Genomic DNA, 15648 nt, shown 5'->3' on the forward strand with positions numbered 1-15648 from the left:
CAGAATGGAAGTGACAGAATGTATTATCCAATGTATGTTGATCCGACATATATTTTGATTATTATCGGAGTGCTGCTGTCTCTGGCAGCTTCCACAAAGGTGAAATCTACTTTTGGAAGATATTCCCAGGTACGTTCTTTGAGCGGATTGACAGGCGCTCAGACAGCCGAGCGCATCCTGCGTCAGGCAGGAATCTATGATGTAGGCATTGCAAGGGTTTCCGGAGATCTGACCGATCATTATGATCCCTCTTCAAAGACGCTGCGTCTGTCGGATTCTGTATATGGCTCCACCAGTGTGGCTGCGGTCAGCGTGGCAGCCCATGAGTGCGGTCATGCGATCCAGCATCAGAATAATTATGTCCCGCTTAAGATTCGCGGTGCTCTGGTGCCTATTGCCAACTTTGGTGCCGGTATCAGCTGGCCTCTGATTGTCATCGGTATTCTGATGGGAGGAAGCAGCCTTCTGATCAATATCGGTATCTGGATGTTTGTAGCGGTGGTTGCATTTCATCTGGTGACACTTCCGGTGGAATTCAATGCATCTTCCAGAGCATTGAAGATTATGGAATCTTCAGGTATTCTGCATGGGGATGAGAATCGCTATGCCAAAGAAGTACTGGGAGCAGCGGCATTGACTTATGTGGCAGGTGCAGCGTCTATGATTCTGCAGCTTTTGCGTCTGCTGATTCTGACAGGGGCTTTCAGAAGAAACGATGATGAACGGTAAAGGAGTTTTATATGGCAGATAATATCAATACACGCGCCATTGTTTATGATATGCTGATGAGCGTAGAGAAGGAGAATACGCCTTCACATCTTCTTTTATCCCAGACATTGATGAAGTATCAGTATCTGGACAAGAGGGACAGAGCGTTTATCAGCAGACTTTTCAGAGGAACATTGGAATATGAGATTTTTGTTGACGGTGTTATCCGGCAGTTTTCCAGTGTACGTCTGAATAAGATAAAGCCACCGATTAAAGTCATCCTCAGAATGTCTGTTTATCAGATACTGAAGATGGATCATATTCCGGATGCGGCGGCCTGCGACGAGGCTGTGAAGCTGACGAGGAAAAGAGGACTTAAGAATCTGTCGGGTTTTGTGAATGGTGTTTTGAGAAATATTTCCCGAAATAAAGAGGTTATTCATTATCCTGATCCCGAAAAAACACCGGCGGCCTACCTTTCCATGCGATATTCCGTGCCGGAATGGCTGGCCAAAATGTGGCTTCGTGATTATGGCTTTGAGATGACGGCAGAGATGGGGCAGGCGATGCTGGATGACCAGAAAACGACGGTACGCGTGCGTGACAGTCAGAATATGGCAGCGGTGAAAGAAGCATTGCGGTCAGAGGGACTGAATATAGAAGAAGGATGCATGCTTCCGGAAGCCCTTCATCTATCGGGATATGATTATCTTGGTAATGTTGGTCCTTTTGCAGACGGACGTATAACTGCCCAGGATGAGAGTGCGATGCTGGCAGCTGTGGCTGCCGGAATTGCCGACGGGGAATCGATTATTGATGTCTGCGCGGCCCCGGGCGGTAAAAGCATGCATATGGCGGATATTTTAAAGGGCAGCGGACAGGTATCTGCAAGAGATCTGACAGAGGCAAAAGTTTTAAAGATTCAGGAAAATCTTAAGCGTACCGGATTAAAGAATGTTTCGGCAGAAGTGAAGGACGCCCTTGTGTTTTATCCGGAAGATGCACAGAAAGCAGATATTGTTATGGCAGACCTGCCATGCTCGGGTCTGGGTGTCATGGGAAGAAAAGCGGATATCAAGCGTTCGGTGACACCTGAGAAGATAACCGCTCTGGCAGCGCTTCAGAGGGAGATTCTGTCGGTTGTACAGCACTATGTCAAACCGGGCGGTGTACTGATTTACAGTACATGCACAGTATCAAAAGCAGAGAATGAAGAGAATATGCAGTGGTTTGAGGAACATTTTCCGTTCGGTCTGGAGAGCCTGGATGCATATGTACCTGAAAAGGTCCGCAATGAACATACGAAAGCAGGTTGGATTCAGATCCTTCCGGGACAGTATCAGTCGGATGGCTTTTTTATTGCAAGATTCAGGCGCAGTCGGGATGAAGGAGCAGAGTGATGAGTGACAAAACAGATATCAAATCAATGACACTGCCGGAGCTGGAAGTTTTTACGACAGAAGTAATGGGTGAAAAGAAGTTCCGTGCCAAACAGATTTATGAATGGATGCATGTGCGTCTGGCAGATTCCTTCGATGAAATGACCAATTTGTCCAAGGATTTGCGTCAGAAGCTTTCAGAACAGTGTGTGTTGTCACATCTTGAAATGGTTGAAAAGTACGTTTCGGCCATAGATGGTACGGCGAAATACCTTTTTAAACTGTCTGATGACAGAATTATCGAGAGTGTTCTCATGCATTATAAACACGGCAATTCAGTATGTATTTCTTCACAGGTTGGATGTCGGATGGGGTGCCGTTTCTGCGCATCGACACTGGGCGGCCTTGAACGGCAGATGCTGGCATCGGAAATGCTGGATGAAATTTATCAGATCCAGAAGGATTCCGGTGAACGTGTATCAAATGTGGTTGTTATGGGAACAGGGGAACCGCTGGACAATTTCGATGCCCTTGTGCGGATGATCAATATTCTGACCCATGCACCGGGACTGGATATTAGTCAGAGAAATGTAACTGTCTCTACATGCGGACTTGTGCCGAAGATTTATGAACTGGCGGATTTGAAACTGCAGATCACGCTGGCGATTTCACTGCATGCAGTGAATGATGAGAAACGTCGTGAACTGATGCCGATTGCCAATACATATAGTATAGAAGAAATTTTAAAAGCATGCCGTTATTATTACAGTCAGACCAACAGAAGGATTACGTTTGAGTACAGTCTTGTCAAAGGTGTCAACGACAGCAGAGAAGATGCTAAAGCGCTGGCTGCGCTGCTGGAGGGCATCAACTGCCATATTAATCTCATACCGGTGAACCCGATTGAAGAAAGAAGCTACAGACAGACAGAGGCAGATGCTGTCCTCAAATTTAAAAATATGCTTGAAAAATATGGAAGAAATGTTACTATAAGAAGGGAAATGGGCAGAGATATACAGGCTGCCTGTGGACAATTAAGAAAGAAATATATGGAACAGTCAGGAGAGAAGGAGGGATAATATGCAGGCATATGCCGGAACAGATATTGGCTGCGTGAGGACGATGAATCAGGATGGATATTTCTGTTCAACAACTCCTATAGGGCCATTTCCGAATTTGTTTATTGTTGCAGATGGAATGGGAGGGCATCAGGCCGGTGATTATGCCTCCAGATATGCCATTGAGACATTCCTTGATTATATCAGACACACGGAGAACCGCAATCTGATCCGTGTGATGGATGAGGGCATCGCTGAGGCAAACCGCAAGGTTCTGGAGAAGTCTTTTGAGAACGAAGAGCTTGCGGGAATGGGAACGACGATGGTTGTTGCCTTCGCAGAGGACGGACAGCTCTATGTGGCCAATGTAGGTGACAGCAGACTGTATTTGATCGGTCATGAGATTAATCAAGTGACAGAAGATCATTCCTATGTGGCAGCGATGATGCGAGCCGGTGAATTGACAGAAGAGCAGGCAAGGAATCATCCGGAGAAGAATGTGATTACCAGAGCCATCGGTGTGGCCTGGGAAGTAAAGGCAGATTTTTTTGAAGTGGATTTAAAGCCCGGGGACAAGGTGATGATGTGCTCGGACGGATTGTCCAATATGATTGAGGATCAGCGTTTATATGATGTTATTTCTTCGAATAGTGTAGAAGATTCAGTTAGGATACTTATAGATGAAGCAAAGGAAAATGGCGGCTATGACAATATTACTGTTATTGTTATTGAGCCCCGGATTGAGGAGGTGAACGAATGTTAATTCCAGGCAGTTATCTGATCAACAGATATGAGATTATTATGAAAATCGGCTCCGGCGGTATGGCTGATGTCTACAAGGCGAAGGACCATGTCCTGAACAGGCTGGTTGCGATTAAGGTTTTGAAACAGGAATACAGTACCGATGCAACATTCGTTAAGAAATTCAGGGTGGAAGCCCAGTCCGCAGCAGGTTTATCTCATCCGAACATTGTGAATGTATATGATGTTGGGGAAGATGACGGCGTTTATTTCATTGTTATGGAATTGGTTCAGGGAATTACACTGAAGAATTATATTGATATGAAGGGCAAGCTGGATATCAGAGAAGCATTGAATATTTCCGTTCAGATCGCTTCCGGCCTCAGTGCGGCCCATGAGAATAGAATTATTCACAGAGATATCAAGCCCCAGAATATTATTATGTCCCGTGACGGCAAGGTGAAAGTGACAGACTTCGGTATTGCGAAGGTGGCGGATTCGACAACTGTGACGACAACGGCAGCAGGTACCGTTCATTATATTTCACCGGAACAGGCCAGAGGCGGATACAGCGATGAACGAAGTGATATTTATTCCCTTGGTATTACTATGTACGAAATGGTGACCGGACGTGTGCCTTTTGAAGGGGAGACCAATGTGGCGGTGGCATTGATGCATATTCAGAGCGAAATTACACCACCGAGACAGTTGGAACCATCCATTCCGGTCAGCTTTGAGAAGATCATTCTGAAGTGTACCCAGAAGAAGCCGGAGAGAAGATATGCGTCGGCCAGAGAACTGATTGCCGATCTGAGAAAGGTATTGACTCATCCGGACGGCGAGTATGTTGTAATTCCGGGGGCTATTCCTCAGGGCAGAACCATTGTGATGAACGACGATGATATTGATTCTCTGAAAGCGGCTTCACTGCGTAAAAACTTCGGTACGAAACCGGAAGAGACCTATGTGGAGGAACCGGAAGAGGAGGAAGAAGAAAAGCCGGTGCAGAAGCCGGTACAGAAGAAACGCCCTGTGAAGAAGAAGGACCTCGAAGAGGATGATGATGACGAATTTGATAAAGATGAAGAGGATGATGATGACGAAGAGGTGAATCCGGCACTCAGTAAAGTGATGATGGCCTTGGGTATCGGCGGTTTCATTATACTGGCTGTGATTATTTTCTTTATTATCGGTCATGCGGCAGGCTTCTTTGGCGGCAGCGGCAGTCTTTTTGGTCACAAGAACAAAGATACATCAACGGAATCTATCTCAACAGAATCGGTTTCTGATACATCTTCTGACACAAGCACAGCCGGTGAGCGTGTGACAGTTCCGGATTTGTCCAAGAAGACAGAGGATGAGGCAAAAGCCGCACTGAAAGAGCTGAGACTGGGCGTGAATGTTCAGACGGGTACTTCGGATGATGTTCCGGAGGGACAGGTCTATGATCAGTCTCCTGCAGCAGGTACAAAGGTAGATGTGCATACACAGGTGACGATTAATATCAGCAGCGGTAAGGAAAAATTCTCTCTGGATGATGTGACGGGCATGCAGTATCAGCAGGCACAGGCACAGCTTGAGAATGATGGTCTGGTTGTCAGCCTTGAATTTGATTACAGTGATTCTGTTGGCTCTGACAAGGTTATCAGTACATCACCAAAGGCCGGCAGTCAGGTGGCCAAAGGTGATACGATTACCATCACTGCAAGCAAAGGTAAAGAAACGAAAACGACAACTGTGCCGAATCTGCTTGGTCAGGATATTGATGATGCTATTCAGATGATCAAGGATGCCGGATTGACTTACAACGGCAAGTCCAGTGATTACAGCGACAGCTATAGTGAGAACCAGGTTATGAATCAGAGTATCGGTGCAGGAAAAACAGTTGATGAAGGTACTACCATCAGTCTGACAGTCAGTCTTGGAAGTCGGGTGACTTCTTATTCTGCAAGCATTCCGATCGAGAGCCCGTTTGGACGTGATATTACAGACGGTGACGGCAATACGGATGTTTATGACAGCGGACAGGTGACAGTTGTTGTATACAAGCCGGATGGTTCAAGTGAAACCGTCTACGATCAGAATACATCAGAAGGCAGTCTGCCTGGCTCAGTGAGTACAACAAGTACAGCATCCGGCAGCGGTACAGTCTATGTTTATCTGAACGGTGTTCAGGTGAGCAGCTATAGTGTGGATTTTGAGTAATGACAAGTCTTTAATTTTAAGAGGATGATATGAAGGGCAAGATTATTAAGGGTATTGCCGGATTTTATTATGTTCATGTCAATGGAAAGGGCATCTATGAATGCAAGGCCAAGGGAATCTTTCGGAACAGGAAGATCAAACCCCTTGTAGGCGATGATGTTTTCCTTGACAGTCTGGACGAGAACGATATGAAAGGCAATATAACAGAGATTCTTCCCCGGAGAAATGCACTGATCCGACCGGCATCGGCGAATGTGGATCAGGCGATGATCATTTTTGCAGCGGCACAGCCGGCCCCGAATCTGGGGCTGCTGGACCGCTTTTTGCTCATGATGGAGAGGCAGGAGCTGCCGACCATTATTTGCTTTAATAAGCAGGAACTGATCAGCGGAGAAGAACTGGACAGGTTATGCAGCATTTATCGCGGCAGCGGATGCAAAGTGCTGACGGTCAGTGTGAAACAACAGGAAGGATTGGATCAGATCAGGGAGATACTGGATGGCAGAACAACGGTCATGGCAGGACCTTCCGGTGTTGGCAAGTCCTCTATGACTAATGCTATGTATCCGGATGCAGAGATGGCAACCGGGGCTGTCAGCGAGAAGATTAAGCGCGGACGGCATACGACAAGACATTCGGAATTATTTTCCATAGGGAACGATACGTATCTCATGGATACACCGGGCTTCAGTACGCTCTATCTGGAAGGATGGGAGAAGGAAGATCTGAAGTATTATTATCCGGAATTTGAAGCTTATTTTGAACATTGTCGTTTTAATGGATGCAATCATTTAAGTGAGCCGGATTGTGCGGTCAAAGAAGCGGTTGCAGCTGGTGAGATCAGCAGCGAACGCTATGAGAATTATAAGTTATTTTATGAAGAACTGGCGAGTCAGAGGAGGTACTGATTATGTACGAATTAAAGTTATCACCGTCGATTTTATCAGCGGATTTTGGCAGATTAGGAGAAGATATCAAAACAGCCGATCAGGCTGGCGCGGATTACATCCACATTGATGTCATGGATGGTGCCTTTGTACCGAATATTTCTTTTGGTATTCCTGTTATCAAGAGCATCCGTAAGTGCAGCGATAAGGTGTTTGATGTGCACCTGATGATCGAGCATCCGGACCAGCTGATCCCGGAATTTGCCAAGGCCGGTGCAGATATTATTGTTGTTCATGCGGAAGCCTGCAAGCATCTTCACAGAACCATTCAGTTGATCCACAGTCTTGGGGTAAAAGCCGGTGTCGCTTTGAATCCGGCAACACCTTTGTCGGTACTTGATTATGTACTTGAAGATCTGGACATGATTCTGCTGATGACAGTGAATCCGGGATTTGGCGGACAGAGCTATATTCCTGCGATGACAGAGAAGATCCGTACATTGCGTCATATTCTGGAGGAGAAAGGTCTTCAGACCGATATTGAAATTGATGGCGGTGTGGATACAAAGAATCTGCGTATGGTGATTGAGGCCGGTGCCAATGTGCTTGTATCTGGTTCGAAGATTTTTGGCGGAGATATTGCTGAAAATGTTCATCAGTTTAAAGCTATCATGGCAGAGTATACGAAATAGGCAGGATAGAGCATGCGAATCTTGATTATTACAGGGGGCAGAATTGATGAGGATTTTGCCCTCTCATTATTAGAAAAAGAAAAATTTGAGCATATGATCGTGGTGGATGGTGCCCTTGCTTTTTGGGACAAAGTGGAGAAGAATCCTGATATAACATGCCATTTTGATCATCTGGTGGGAGACTTCGATACGATATCACCGGAAATTCTCAAAAATTATCTGGACAGAGAGGATATTGAAGTCCATCGTTTTAATCCGGAAAAAGATTATACGGATACAGATATTGCATTAAAACTGGCAATCCATCTGATAAAAAGTGAAACCGGCAAAGCAGATGCAAAGTCCGAAATCTGGCTTCTGGGGGCTACCGGTACAAGGGCAGATCATATGCTGGCCAATATGCAGCTGCTGGCTCAGACAAGGGCAGCAGGTGTGGACGGGGTGATTGTGGATAAAAACAACAAAATCCGTCTGCTGGAAGGCAGTTATACACTGAAGAGGGAAGCGCAGTTCGGTGATTTTGTATCCCTTATTCCGGTTACACAGGCATTAAAGGGCGTTACGCTGCGCGGTTTCAAATACCCCCTGGAGGGGCATACCACGTATTGGGGAGAAAGCCTTTGCGTCAGCAATGAGCTGGAAGCAGAAGAGGGCTATATCAGCATTGAAGAAGGGCTGGCATTCCTTATAGAAAGCCGTGATTAAAAAATGTCGCACCCAGAATAAAATGGGTGCGGCATTTTTATTGCAAATGGTGTTCCATGAAGAAGTTGAAGATGGATCCGTTGTTCATCTTAAATGCTTCCAGGATAACGTCATCGACGATGTTTTCAGATGAGGCATCCCGCTCAGCCAACAGGTTCTTGATGACCGGGATAAATGAGAACCAGAGTATCGGGCTGTAGTAGTTGATAGATGTGATATCATAGTTGATCTTCTGGGAAAGTTCTTCTCCGATGGCCAGAATGGATTTTTGATACTGGTGCATATCATCGTTCAATTCATGGATATACTGGTAGCCGTAAAAGTTCAGTTTGGCAACAAGACGCTGTTGGCTGAAGATGGCAGGATCCTGAATGACGGTAAAGTGGTATTTGTCAGCGACCTGTGCAACCATTTCCTGAATGAGTTCGCTTTTGTTGGCGAAAGCAGTGAGAGATTCTTTGTTGATATCTGTCTTGAGAATCTTCTCGACTTTGTTCATGCTCTGGTTGTAGAGGGTAATCTCATAGCGGATGGCCTCAAATTCTTCATCCAGAATTTCAAGTGTACCGGCCAGACGGTTCAGTTTGCGCTTGATATCCATCGGCGGTTCGTAGTAGGACTTGTAACCGAGACCATGTTCAACCTCAGCCCATGCATGCTGCAGGACGGTTCTCAGCTGAATCTCAAATCGGATATCCTGGTACTTCTGGTATTCTACAAGCTTGCAGCGTTCGTCTGTGAATTTCACAACCATATGGACAGAGTTATAACCGAATTCAATGCGGTTGTGCTTGCTTTTCTTACGTTTATCGACAATCTCACAGACTTCAAAAGTGTCTTCCAGCAGCTCAAGAATGCGTTCTACATCCGATTCAAAAAGAGTCAGAATACGACATCCGAGAATATCCGTGATATCTTCAAGATGCTGATATTTGTCCTTGGAGATAACTTTGTTGCGAAGGGCTTGCTCAGACTTGATTCTGAGGGACATAGTAGAAATCTTGATGTGGTTGGCTTCGATCAATGTATTGATAATATCTTCCACATCATGCTGCATTTTTTTATAGACATCAACGTGTTGATAATATTCACTCATAATGGTATCTAAAGTATGAATCATCGTTTATTTCTCCATATATTTAAATATAATTTGGTATAGATTAAATAATCGTAACTGTTCAGAGCTAACTTCCAAGATGCTACGCATTTCGTCGGTGTGGCGTATCCGTCAAATAAAAGTTCAAAAAACAGTCTTAAAAATGCAAGCATTTTATACCTGTTTTTTGAAATTTTGCTTTGCTCTGAACAGTTACAAATAATCCAATATATTTTAACATAAAATGAGATAAAAATCTATGATAAAATGGCAGATTGCACAATTACTTAAAAGAGTCTACTTTTTAATCATTGATGACATTTATAATTTGCCTGATGGGCAGAGGGCTGACATTTGATTACCGGATGAGAATAATTGTTGAATTTGGCAGTTATCTGCTTTATAATAAAAAGGAAAATTGAAAGAATAGAGAATAATGGCAGTGCGAACGTGCCTACTGTCAATTACTAATTCTATATATTTATTGAGCAATAAATATGTTTCGAAACGTCAAGATAAATGAGGTGTTTTATGAGTTACGCAGATCAGGTATTTATTAATATGTGCCGGGATATCCTTGATAACGGCTGCAGTACAGAAGGTGAAAAGGTGCGGCCGAAGTGGGAAGACGGCAGTTATGCTTATACAATGAAGAAGTTTGGTGTGGTGAACCGTTATGATTTATCCAAGGAATTTCCGGCGCTGACCCTCCGCAAGACGGCCATCAAGAGCGCCACGGATGAGATGCTGTGGATCTGGCAGCGCAAATCCAACAATATCCATGATCTGAACAGTACGGTCTGGGATGAATGGGCGGATGAGAACGGCTCCATCGGCAAGGCTTATGGTTATCAGATGGGTGTAAAGCATCAGTACAAAGAGGGCATGATGGATCAGGTGGACAGAGTGATCTATGATCTGAAGAACAATCCTTACAGCCGCCGTATCATGACGAATATTTATGTGCATCAGGATCTTCATGAAATGAATCTTTATCCGTGTGCTTACAGCATGACTTTTAATGTGACAAAGAAGCCGGGGGATGACAAACTGGTGCTGAATGCCATTCTGAATCAGCGCTCCCAGGATGTGCTGGCAGCCAACAACTGGAATGTGGTACAGTATTCCGTGCTGATGCATATGCTGGCACAGGTGTGTGATATGCAGGTGGGTGAACTGGTGCATGTGATTGCGGATGCCCATATTTATGACAGACACATTCCGCTGATTGAGGAACTGATCAGCAGAGAGACCCATCCGGCACCAATATTCAAATTAAACCCAGATATTAAGAACTTCTATGATTTTACAACAAAGGACATCACGATTGAGAATTATGTGACCGGTCCGCAGATTAAGAATATTCCGATCGCGGTTTAGGAGGAAATAGAATGAATTTGATTGTTGCAGTAGATAAGAACTGGGGCATTGGCTATCAGAATAAGCTTTTGAACAGTATTCCGGAAGATATGAAGTATTTCAGAGAGACAACGACGGGCAAGGTTGTTGTGATGGGACGCAAGACACTGGAGAGTTTTCCGAATGGGCTGCCTTTGAAGAACAGAACGAATATTGTTATAACAGGAGATCATACTTACAAGGCCAAAGATGCCATTATTGTGCACAGTATTGAGGAAGCATTGGAAGAATTGAAGAAATATGACAGCAACGATATTTATGTCATTGGTGGGGAGAGTATTTACCGTCAGCTGCTGCCGTATTGCGATGTGGCCCATGTGACATGCATGGATTACACGTATCAGGCGGACACCTGGTTCCCGAATCTGGATGAGGACAAAGACTGGGTTGTAGCGGCCGACAGCGAGGAAAGAACGTACTTTGACCTGGAATATTGCTTCAAAATGTACGTTCGCAAGACAAAATTAAAAGAAATTGTTGATTTATTGAAATAATAAGTCTATAATTGGTTCGTTGAGGGATATTTTATTTACGAATGGAGGAATTTCTAATGGAAAAGAAAAACCTTGACTGGAAGCATATCGGTTTTGCATATCATACAACAGATTATAGATATGTAGCTGATTATAAAGATGGTAAATGGCAGGAAGGATATATGTCAGATTCTCCGAATATTGTTCTGAATGAATGCGCGGGTATTATGCAGTATTGTCAGGAAGTATTCGAAGGTCTGAAGGCATATGAGACAGCAGACGGAAGAATCGTTACATTCCGTTCTGATCTGAATGCTGATCGTATGTATCATTCCGCAGAGCGTATGGAGATGCCGCCTTTCCCGAAGGAAAGATTTATTGAGGCTGTTGAGAAGGTTGTCAAGGCTAATGAAGCATGGGTACCACCTTATGGCAGCGGTGCAACACTTTACTTAAGACCCTACATGTATGCATCAAGCCCTGTTATCGGTGTTAAGCCGGCTGAGGAATACCAGTTCAGATTGTTTGCGACACCTGTAGGTCCTTACTTCCATGAAGGCGCTAAGCCAATTACAATCTGTGTCAGTGATTTCGACCGTGCTGCTCCTAAGGGTACAGGCCATATCAAAGCCGGCCTGAATTATGCAATGAGCCTGCATGCCAATGTAACCGCTCATGCTAATGGATTTGACGAGAATCTTTTCCTTGATCCGGGTACAAGAACATATGTAGAGGAAACAGGCGGTGCCAACTTCCTGTTTGTTACAAAGGATAATGAAGTCGTAACACCTCTTTCTGATTCCATTCTTCCTTCAATCACAAGACGTTCACTTGTTTATGTTGCAGAACATTATCTTGGCCTTAAAGTTACAACAAGAAAAGTCAGACTGGACGAGTTAAAGGATTTTGCAGAATGCGGTCTTTGCGGTACTGCAGCTGTTATTTCCCCTGTCGGCAAGGTTGTTGACCATGGTAAGGAGATCTGCTTCCCAAGCGGTATGGAGAAGATGGGACCTATTACCCAGAAGTTATATGATACATTAACAGGTATTCAGTATGGTAAGATCGAAGCACCTGAAGGCTGGATCCACGAGATTATGTAATTCATTGAACGCATAAGATAAAAGATTGCTGTATTTCATTTCGGTGGCATACGGCAGTCTTTTTCTTTTTAATTGATAAAATTTGCCATGGAGAAAAACCCCCGGCTATTGACTTTTGGGTACAGGTGTATTATAGTGTTCCTAGAAAGGAATACCAGGTGATAGTAAGATGTCTTATATTGAAGATCTGATGCAGTTTGGCCTCACAAGGCAGGAATCTGCCATTTATTATGCACTGCTGTCAGAAGGCATGATGACCGGCTATGAGGCAGCCAAGGTATCCGGCGTATCCAGATCAAATGCATACACGGCATTGGCGGCACTGGTTGATAAGGGGGCTGCTCATGTGGCCGAGGGAACGCCGACACATTATGTACCGGTGGATCCGGAGGAATTTTGCGGCAGTAAGCTGGACTATTTGAAACTTTTGTCTGTGCGGCTTGTGGAAGAACAGCCGAGAAGACAGAGAGAAGATGATGCTTATATCACTATCAGCGGTTTCCAGAATATCTGTCAGCGGGCAGCCCGTATGCTTGACCAGGCACAGTACAGAATCTACATGACAGGGACTGCGGTGATGCTTGAATTGTTCAGAGAGAAGCTGGAAGATCTTGTCGGACGGCAGATCAAGGTTGTATTGATCACTGAGCCGGGATTTGAACTGGATGAGGCCATTATTTATCACAGCAGTCATATAGAGGCCGGGCAGATTGGACTGATATCTGATTCGACCCATGTTTTGACGGGAGATCTGTCAGAAAGTGATAGTTGTTCCTGCCTGTATTCAGGCAAGAAGAATCTGATTGATTTGTTTAAACAGTCATTAAGCCGCCAGATTCAGCTCATTGAGCTGGGGGCAGCGGAAGAAAGGAAGTAATAGACAATGAAGAAAGTACCTTTTGTGACAAAAGAACAGTTAGACGAAATTGTGAAGAAATATCCTACACCTTTTCACCTTTATGATGAGAAGGGAATCAGAGAGAATGCAAGAAAGGTATATAAAGCGTTTTCATGGAATAAAGGCTTCAAGGAATATTTTGCTGTTAAGGCGACACCAAACCCAGCGATTCTGCAGATCATGAAGGAAGAGGGCTGCGGTCTTGACTGTGCAACTAAGGTTGAACTGATGATGGCGAAGGCCTGCGGTTTTACCGGACATGACGTCATGTTCTCATCTAATGTAACACCGGCCAATGAATATGCCTATGCCAAGGATATGGGTGTCATTATTAATTTTGATGATATCACCCATTTGAAATATTTCGAAGAGAATGTGGGCGAATTTCCTGAGACAGTATGCTGTCGTTTCAATACAGGCGGTGATTTCAAGATCAGCACAGCTATCATGGATGTACCAGGGGAGGCAAAATACGGCTTTACCCGTGAACAGCTGACAGAGGGCTTCAAGTACCTGAAATCCAAAGGCGTGAAGCATTTTGGCATTCATGCATTCCTGGCCAGCAATACCAAGACAAATGATTATTATCCGGCATTGGCCAAAATCCTTTTCAAGACCGCTGTTGAGCTGCATGAAGAGACAGGTGCAGATATCAAGTTCATTAACTTATCAGGTGGTGTAGGCGTTGCGTATTCACCGGATGAAACGCCGAATGATATCGAAGTCATTGGTGAGGGTGTTCACAAGGTTTACGATGAGATTCTTGTTCCTGCAGGTATGGGTGATGTGGCTATCTTTACAGAGATGGGACGTTTTATGCTGGCACCTTATGGACATCTGATCGCAACAGCCATCCATGAGAAACATATTTTTAAAGAGTATATCGGTCTGGATGCATGTGCAGCGAACCTGATGCGTCCGGCTATCTACGGTGCATATCATCATATTACAGTGGCAGGCAAGGAGAACGAGACTTGTGACCATATGTATGATGTTACCGGCGGTCTCTGTGAGAATAGTGATAAGTTTGCGGTCAACAGAATGCTGCCGAAGATTGATATGGGTGATTATATTATTATCCATGATACAGGTGCTCATGGCTTTTCAATGGGTTATAACTACAACGGCAAGCTCCGTTCCGCAGAAGTGCTGCTGAAGGAAGACGGTTCCACAGAATTGATCAGAAGAGCCGAGACACCGATGGATTACTTTGCAACCTTTGATTATACAGGATTATTTGATCGGTTTAAGGATGGTAATGAATGATAAGAGCCGTCATTTTTGATATGGATGGCATCCTTCTTGATACAGAGAAGATATATTGCCATTTTTGGATGGAAGCCGGGCGTGAGGCCGGTTATGATTGGAAGATGGAACACAGTCTGATGCTTAGAAGCATGGCGCCGGAATTTGCAGAGCCGATGATGAAAGAAGTCTTTGGACAGGATTTTGATTATCATGCTGTGCGGAACAGGCGCAAGGAGTTGATGGCTGTTTATATGGAAACGCATCCGGTAGAGAAAAAGCCGGGTGCTGATGAATTGCTGACTTATCTGAAGAGTCATTACTTCAAAACAGCAGTGGCGACGGCCAGTGGTGAGACGAAGGCGATGACTTATCTGGATGAGGTAGGGCTGTTGGATTATTTTGATCAGATCATCAGCACGGCGATGGTACCTCATGGCAAGCCGATGCCGGATGTGTATCAGTATGCCTGCAAGTGTATCGGTGAGAAGCCGGAGGCCTGCATTGCACTGGAAGATTCACCGAATGGGCTGATGGCGGCTTATCGGGCCGGATGTCTGCCGATCATGGTGCCGGATCTGTCACAGCCGGATGAAAAGCTTTCCAGGATATTGTATGGTAAGGCGGAGACACTGACGGATGTGATTCCTTATTTAGCAGCCTCCAGATAAAATGAATTCCTTTGATGTTGGTATTGAGTGAGGTGAATACAATGAAAGATATGAAAAAGGTTAGATTAGTAAAGTCCAGAACAAATAAGCTGCTGACAGGTGTTTGCGGCGGTATTGGTGAACTGATCGGTATTGACCCGACGATTATCCGTCTGATATGGGCGGCACTGTCACTGGCCGGCGGCTCTGGCGTTATTCTGTACATCCTTGCAGCGGTGATTATTCCTGAGGATGATGATATTATTGAATTCGAATAAATCGAGTTGCTTAAAAAAGCCAGTGTTTATGCGGGTTTCAGCGATTTCGATTAGTCTTTTGATAACAAATTGATAACAGTCATAGCAAGTGCCATTATTCTTGTTATCCAG

At 44.7% G+C, this 15648-nt stretch carries 16 protein-coding genes; 15 read left to right on the forward strand and 1 reads right to left on the reverse strand.

Annotation, left to right across the window (positions count from 1 at the left end; translation table 11 throughout):
* The first annotated feature begins 18 nt into the window (after positions 1–18).
* The 8 genes from NBH03_RS14340 to NBH03_RS14375 are packed head-to-tail and all read left to right on the forward strand — an operon-like array spanning position 19 to position 8375.
* A complete protein-coding gene (locus NBH03_RS14340) occupies positions 19–729 on the forward strand; it encodes a zinc metallopeptidase (protein ID WP_215690647.1) in 711 nt (236 codons plus the stop codon).
* An 11-nt stretch (positions 730–740) separates the two neighbouring features.
* The gene (rsmB, locus tag NBH03_RS14345) at positions 741–2108 is read left to right on the forward strand and encodes a 16S rRNA (cytosine(967)-C(5))-methyltransferase RsmB (RefSeq protein ID WP_250799974.1); all 1368 of its coding nucleotides are present in this window, start codon (positions 741–743) and stop codon (positions 2106–2108) included.
* Positions 2108–3166, forward strand: coding sequence for a dual-specificity RNA methyltransferase RlmN (gene rlmN / locus NBH03_RS14350; protein ID WP_250799975.1), 1059 nt, complete (start codon positions 2108–2110; stop codon positions 3164–3166). Before rsmB ends, rlmN begins: the two co-directional genes overlap by 1 nt.
* A gap of 1 nt (position 3167) precedes the next feature.
* A complete protein-coding gene (locus tag NBH03_RS14355; RefSeq protein WP_117528148.1) occupies positions 3168–3908 on the forward strand; it encodes a Stp1/IreP family PP2C-type Ser/Thr phosphatase in 741 nt (246 codons plus the stop codon).
* A complete protein-coding gene (gene pknB, locus NBH03_RS14360) occupies positions 3902–6091 on the forward strand; it encodes a Stk1 family PASTA domain-containing Ser/Thr kinase (protein WP_250799976.1) in 2190 nt (729 codons plus the stop codon). The genes NBH03_RS14355 and pknB overlap by 7 nt, the downstream gene beginning before the upstream one ends.
* A gap of 29 nt (positions 6092–6120) precedes the next feature.
* On the forward strand, positions 6121–6999 hold the full coding sequence (rsgA, locus tag NBH03_RS14365; RefSeq protein WP_015514710.1) for a ribosome small subunit-dependent GTPase A: 879 nt from the start codon (positions 6121–6123) through the stop codon (positions 6997–6999).
* Positions 7000–7001: 2 nt separating this feature from the next.
* Positions 7002–7670, forward strand: coding sequence for a ribulose-phosphate 3-epimerase (gene rpe / locus NBH03_RS14370; protein ID WP_015514709.1), 669 nt, complete (start codon positions 7002–7004; stop codon positions 7668–7670).
* Between the two features lie 12 nt (positions 7671–7682).
* The gene (locus tag NBH03_RS14375) at positions 7683–8375 is read left to right on the forward strand and encodes a thiamine diphosphokinase (protein WP_250799977.1); all 693 of its coding nucleotides are present in this window, start codon (positions 7683–7685) and stop codon (positions 8373–8375) included.
* A 37-nt stretch (positions 8376–8412) separates the two neighbouring features.
* Here the strand turns inward: NBH03_RS14375 and NBH03_RS14380 are convergent, their stop codons facing one another.
* Entirely contained in the window at positions 8413–9495 is a 1083-nt protein-coding gene (locus tag NBH03_RS14380; protein ID WP_015514707.1) for a GTP pyrophosphokinase, read from the reverse strand.
* A 507-nt stretch (positions 9496–10002) separates the two neighbouring features.
* Between NBH03_RS14380 and thyA the strand changes: the two genes are divergently transcribed.
* The 7 genes from thyA to NBH03_RS14415 all read left to right on the forward strand — a co-directional run bounded on the left by thyA (position 10003) and on the right by NBH03_RS14415 (position 15537).
* Positions 10003–10851 (forward strand): thymidylate synthase, encoded by an 849-nt coding sequence (gene thyA, locus NBH03_RS14385; protein ID WP_015514705.1) that lies wholly within the window; start codon positions 10003–10005, stop codon positions 10849–10851.
* A gap of 11 nt (positions 10852–10862) precedes the next feature.
* Positions 10863–11384 (forward strand): dihydrofolate reductase, encoded by a 522-nt coding sequence (locus NBH03_RS14390; RefSeq protein WP_117528155.1) that lies wholly within the window; start codon positions 10863–10865, stop codon positions 11382–11384.
* 56 nt (positions 11385–11440) lie between these two features.
* The gene (locus NBH03_RS14395) at positions 11441–12466 is read left to right on the forward strand and encodes a branched-chain amino acid aminotransferase (RefSeq protein ID WP_015514703.1); all 1026 of its coding nucleotides are present in this window, start codon (positions 11441–11443) and stop codon (positions 12464–12466) included.
* A gap of 169 nt (positions 12467–12635) precedes the next feature.
* On the forward strand, positions 12636–13343 hold the full coding sequence (locus tag NBH03_RS14400) for a TrmB family transcriptional regulator (protein ID WP_250799978.1): 708 nt from the start codon (positions 12636–12638) through the stop codon (positions 13341–13343).
* Between the two features lie 6 nt (positions 13344–13349).
* A complete protein-coding gene (locus NBH03_RS14405) occupies positions 13350–14630 on the forward strand; it encodes a diaminopimelate decarboxylase (RefSeq protein ID WP_250799979.1) in 1281 nt (426 codons plus the stop codon).
* Entirely contained in the window at positions 14627–15280 is a 654-nt protein-coding gene (locus tag NBH03_RS14410; RefSeq protein ID WP_227081604.1) for an HAD family hydrolase, read from the forward strand. Before NBH03_RS14405 ends, NBH03_RS14410 begins: the two co-directional genes overlap by 4 nt.
* 41 nt (positions 15281–15321) lie before the next feature.
* Positions 15322–15537, forward strand: coding sequence for a PspC domain-containing protein (locus tag NBH03_RS14415; RefSeq protein WP_250799980.1), 216 nt, complete (start codon positions 15322–15324; stop codon positions 15535–15537).
* The last annotated feature ends 111 nt before the right edge of the window (positions 15538–15648 follow it).

The sequence above is a fragment of the Coprococcus intestinalis genome (assembly GCF_023656595.1).
In the GTDB taxonomy this organism is placed as follows: Bacteria; Bacillota; Clostridia; order Lachnospirales; family Lachnospiraceae; genus Coprococcus_A; species Coprococcus_A intestinihominis.

Excerpts from the sequence above, each read along its gene's own strand:
- NBH03_RS14340 (WP_215690647.1), top strand. The coding sequence starts at position 19 with ATGTATTATCCAATGTATGTTGATCCGACATATATTTTGATTATTATC.
- rsmB (WP_250799974.1), top strand. The coding sequence starts at position 741 with ATGGCAGATAATATCAATACACGCGCCATTGTTTATGATATGCTGATG.
- rlmN (WP_250799975.1), top strand. The coding sequence starts at position 2,108 with ATGAGTGACAAAACAGATATCAAATCAATGACACTGCCGGAGCTGGAA.
- NBH03_RS14355 (WP_117528148.1), top strand. The coding sequence starts at position 3,168 with ATGCAGGCATATGCCGGAACAGATATTGGCTGCGTGAGGACGATGAAT.
- pknB (WP_250799976.1), top strand. The coding sequence starts at position 3,902 with ATGTTAATTCCAGGCAGTTATCTGATCAACAGATATGAGATTATTATG.
- rsgA (WP_015514710.1), top strand. The coding sequence starts at position 6,121 with ATGAAGGGCAAGATTATTAAGGGTATTGCCGGATTTTATTATGTTCAT.
- rpe (WP_015514709.1), top strand. The coding sequence starts at position 7,002 with ATGTACGAATTAAAGTTATCACCGTCGATTTTATCAGCGGATTTTGGC.
- NBH03_RS14375 (WP_250799977.1), top strand. The coding sequence starts at position 7,683 with ATGCGAATCTTGATTATTACAGGGGGCAGAATTGATGAGGATTTTGCC.
- NBH03_RS14380 (WP_015514707.1), bottom strand. The coding sequence starts at position 9,495 with ATGATTCATACTTTAGATACCATTATGAGTGAATATTATCAACACGTT.
- thyA (WP_015514705.1), top strand. The coding sequence starts at position 10,003 with ATGAGTTACGCAGATCAGGTATTTATTAATATGTGCCGGGATATCCTT.
- NBH03_RS14390 (WP_117528155.1), top strand. The coding sequence starts at position 10,863 with ATGAATTTGATTGTTGCAGTAGATAAGAACTGGGGCATTGGCTATCAG.
- NBH03_RS14395 (WP_015514703.1), top strand. The coding sequence starts at position 11,441 with ATGGAAAAGAAAAACCTTGACTGGAAGCATATCGGTTTTGCATATCAT.
- NBH03_RS14400 (WP_250799978.1), top strand. The coding sequence starts at position 12,636 with ATGTCTTATATTGAAGATCTGATGCAGTTTGGCCTCACAAGGCAGGAA.
- NBH03_RS14405 (WP_250799979.1), top strand. The coding sequence starts at position 13,350 with ATGAAGAAAGTACCTTTTGTGACAAAAGAACAGTTAGACGAAATTGTG.
- NBH03_RS14410 (WP_227081604.1), top strand. The coding sequence starts at position 14,627 with ATGATAAGAGCCGTCATTTTTGATATGGATGGCATCCTTCTTGATACA.
- NBH03_RS14415 (WP_250799980.1), top strand. The coding sequence starts at position 15,322 with ATGAAAGATATGAAAAAGGTTAGATTAGTAAAGTCCAGAACAAATAAG.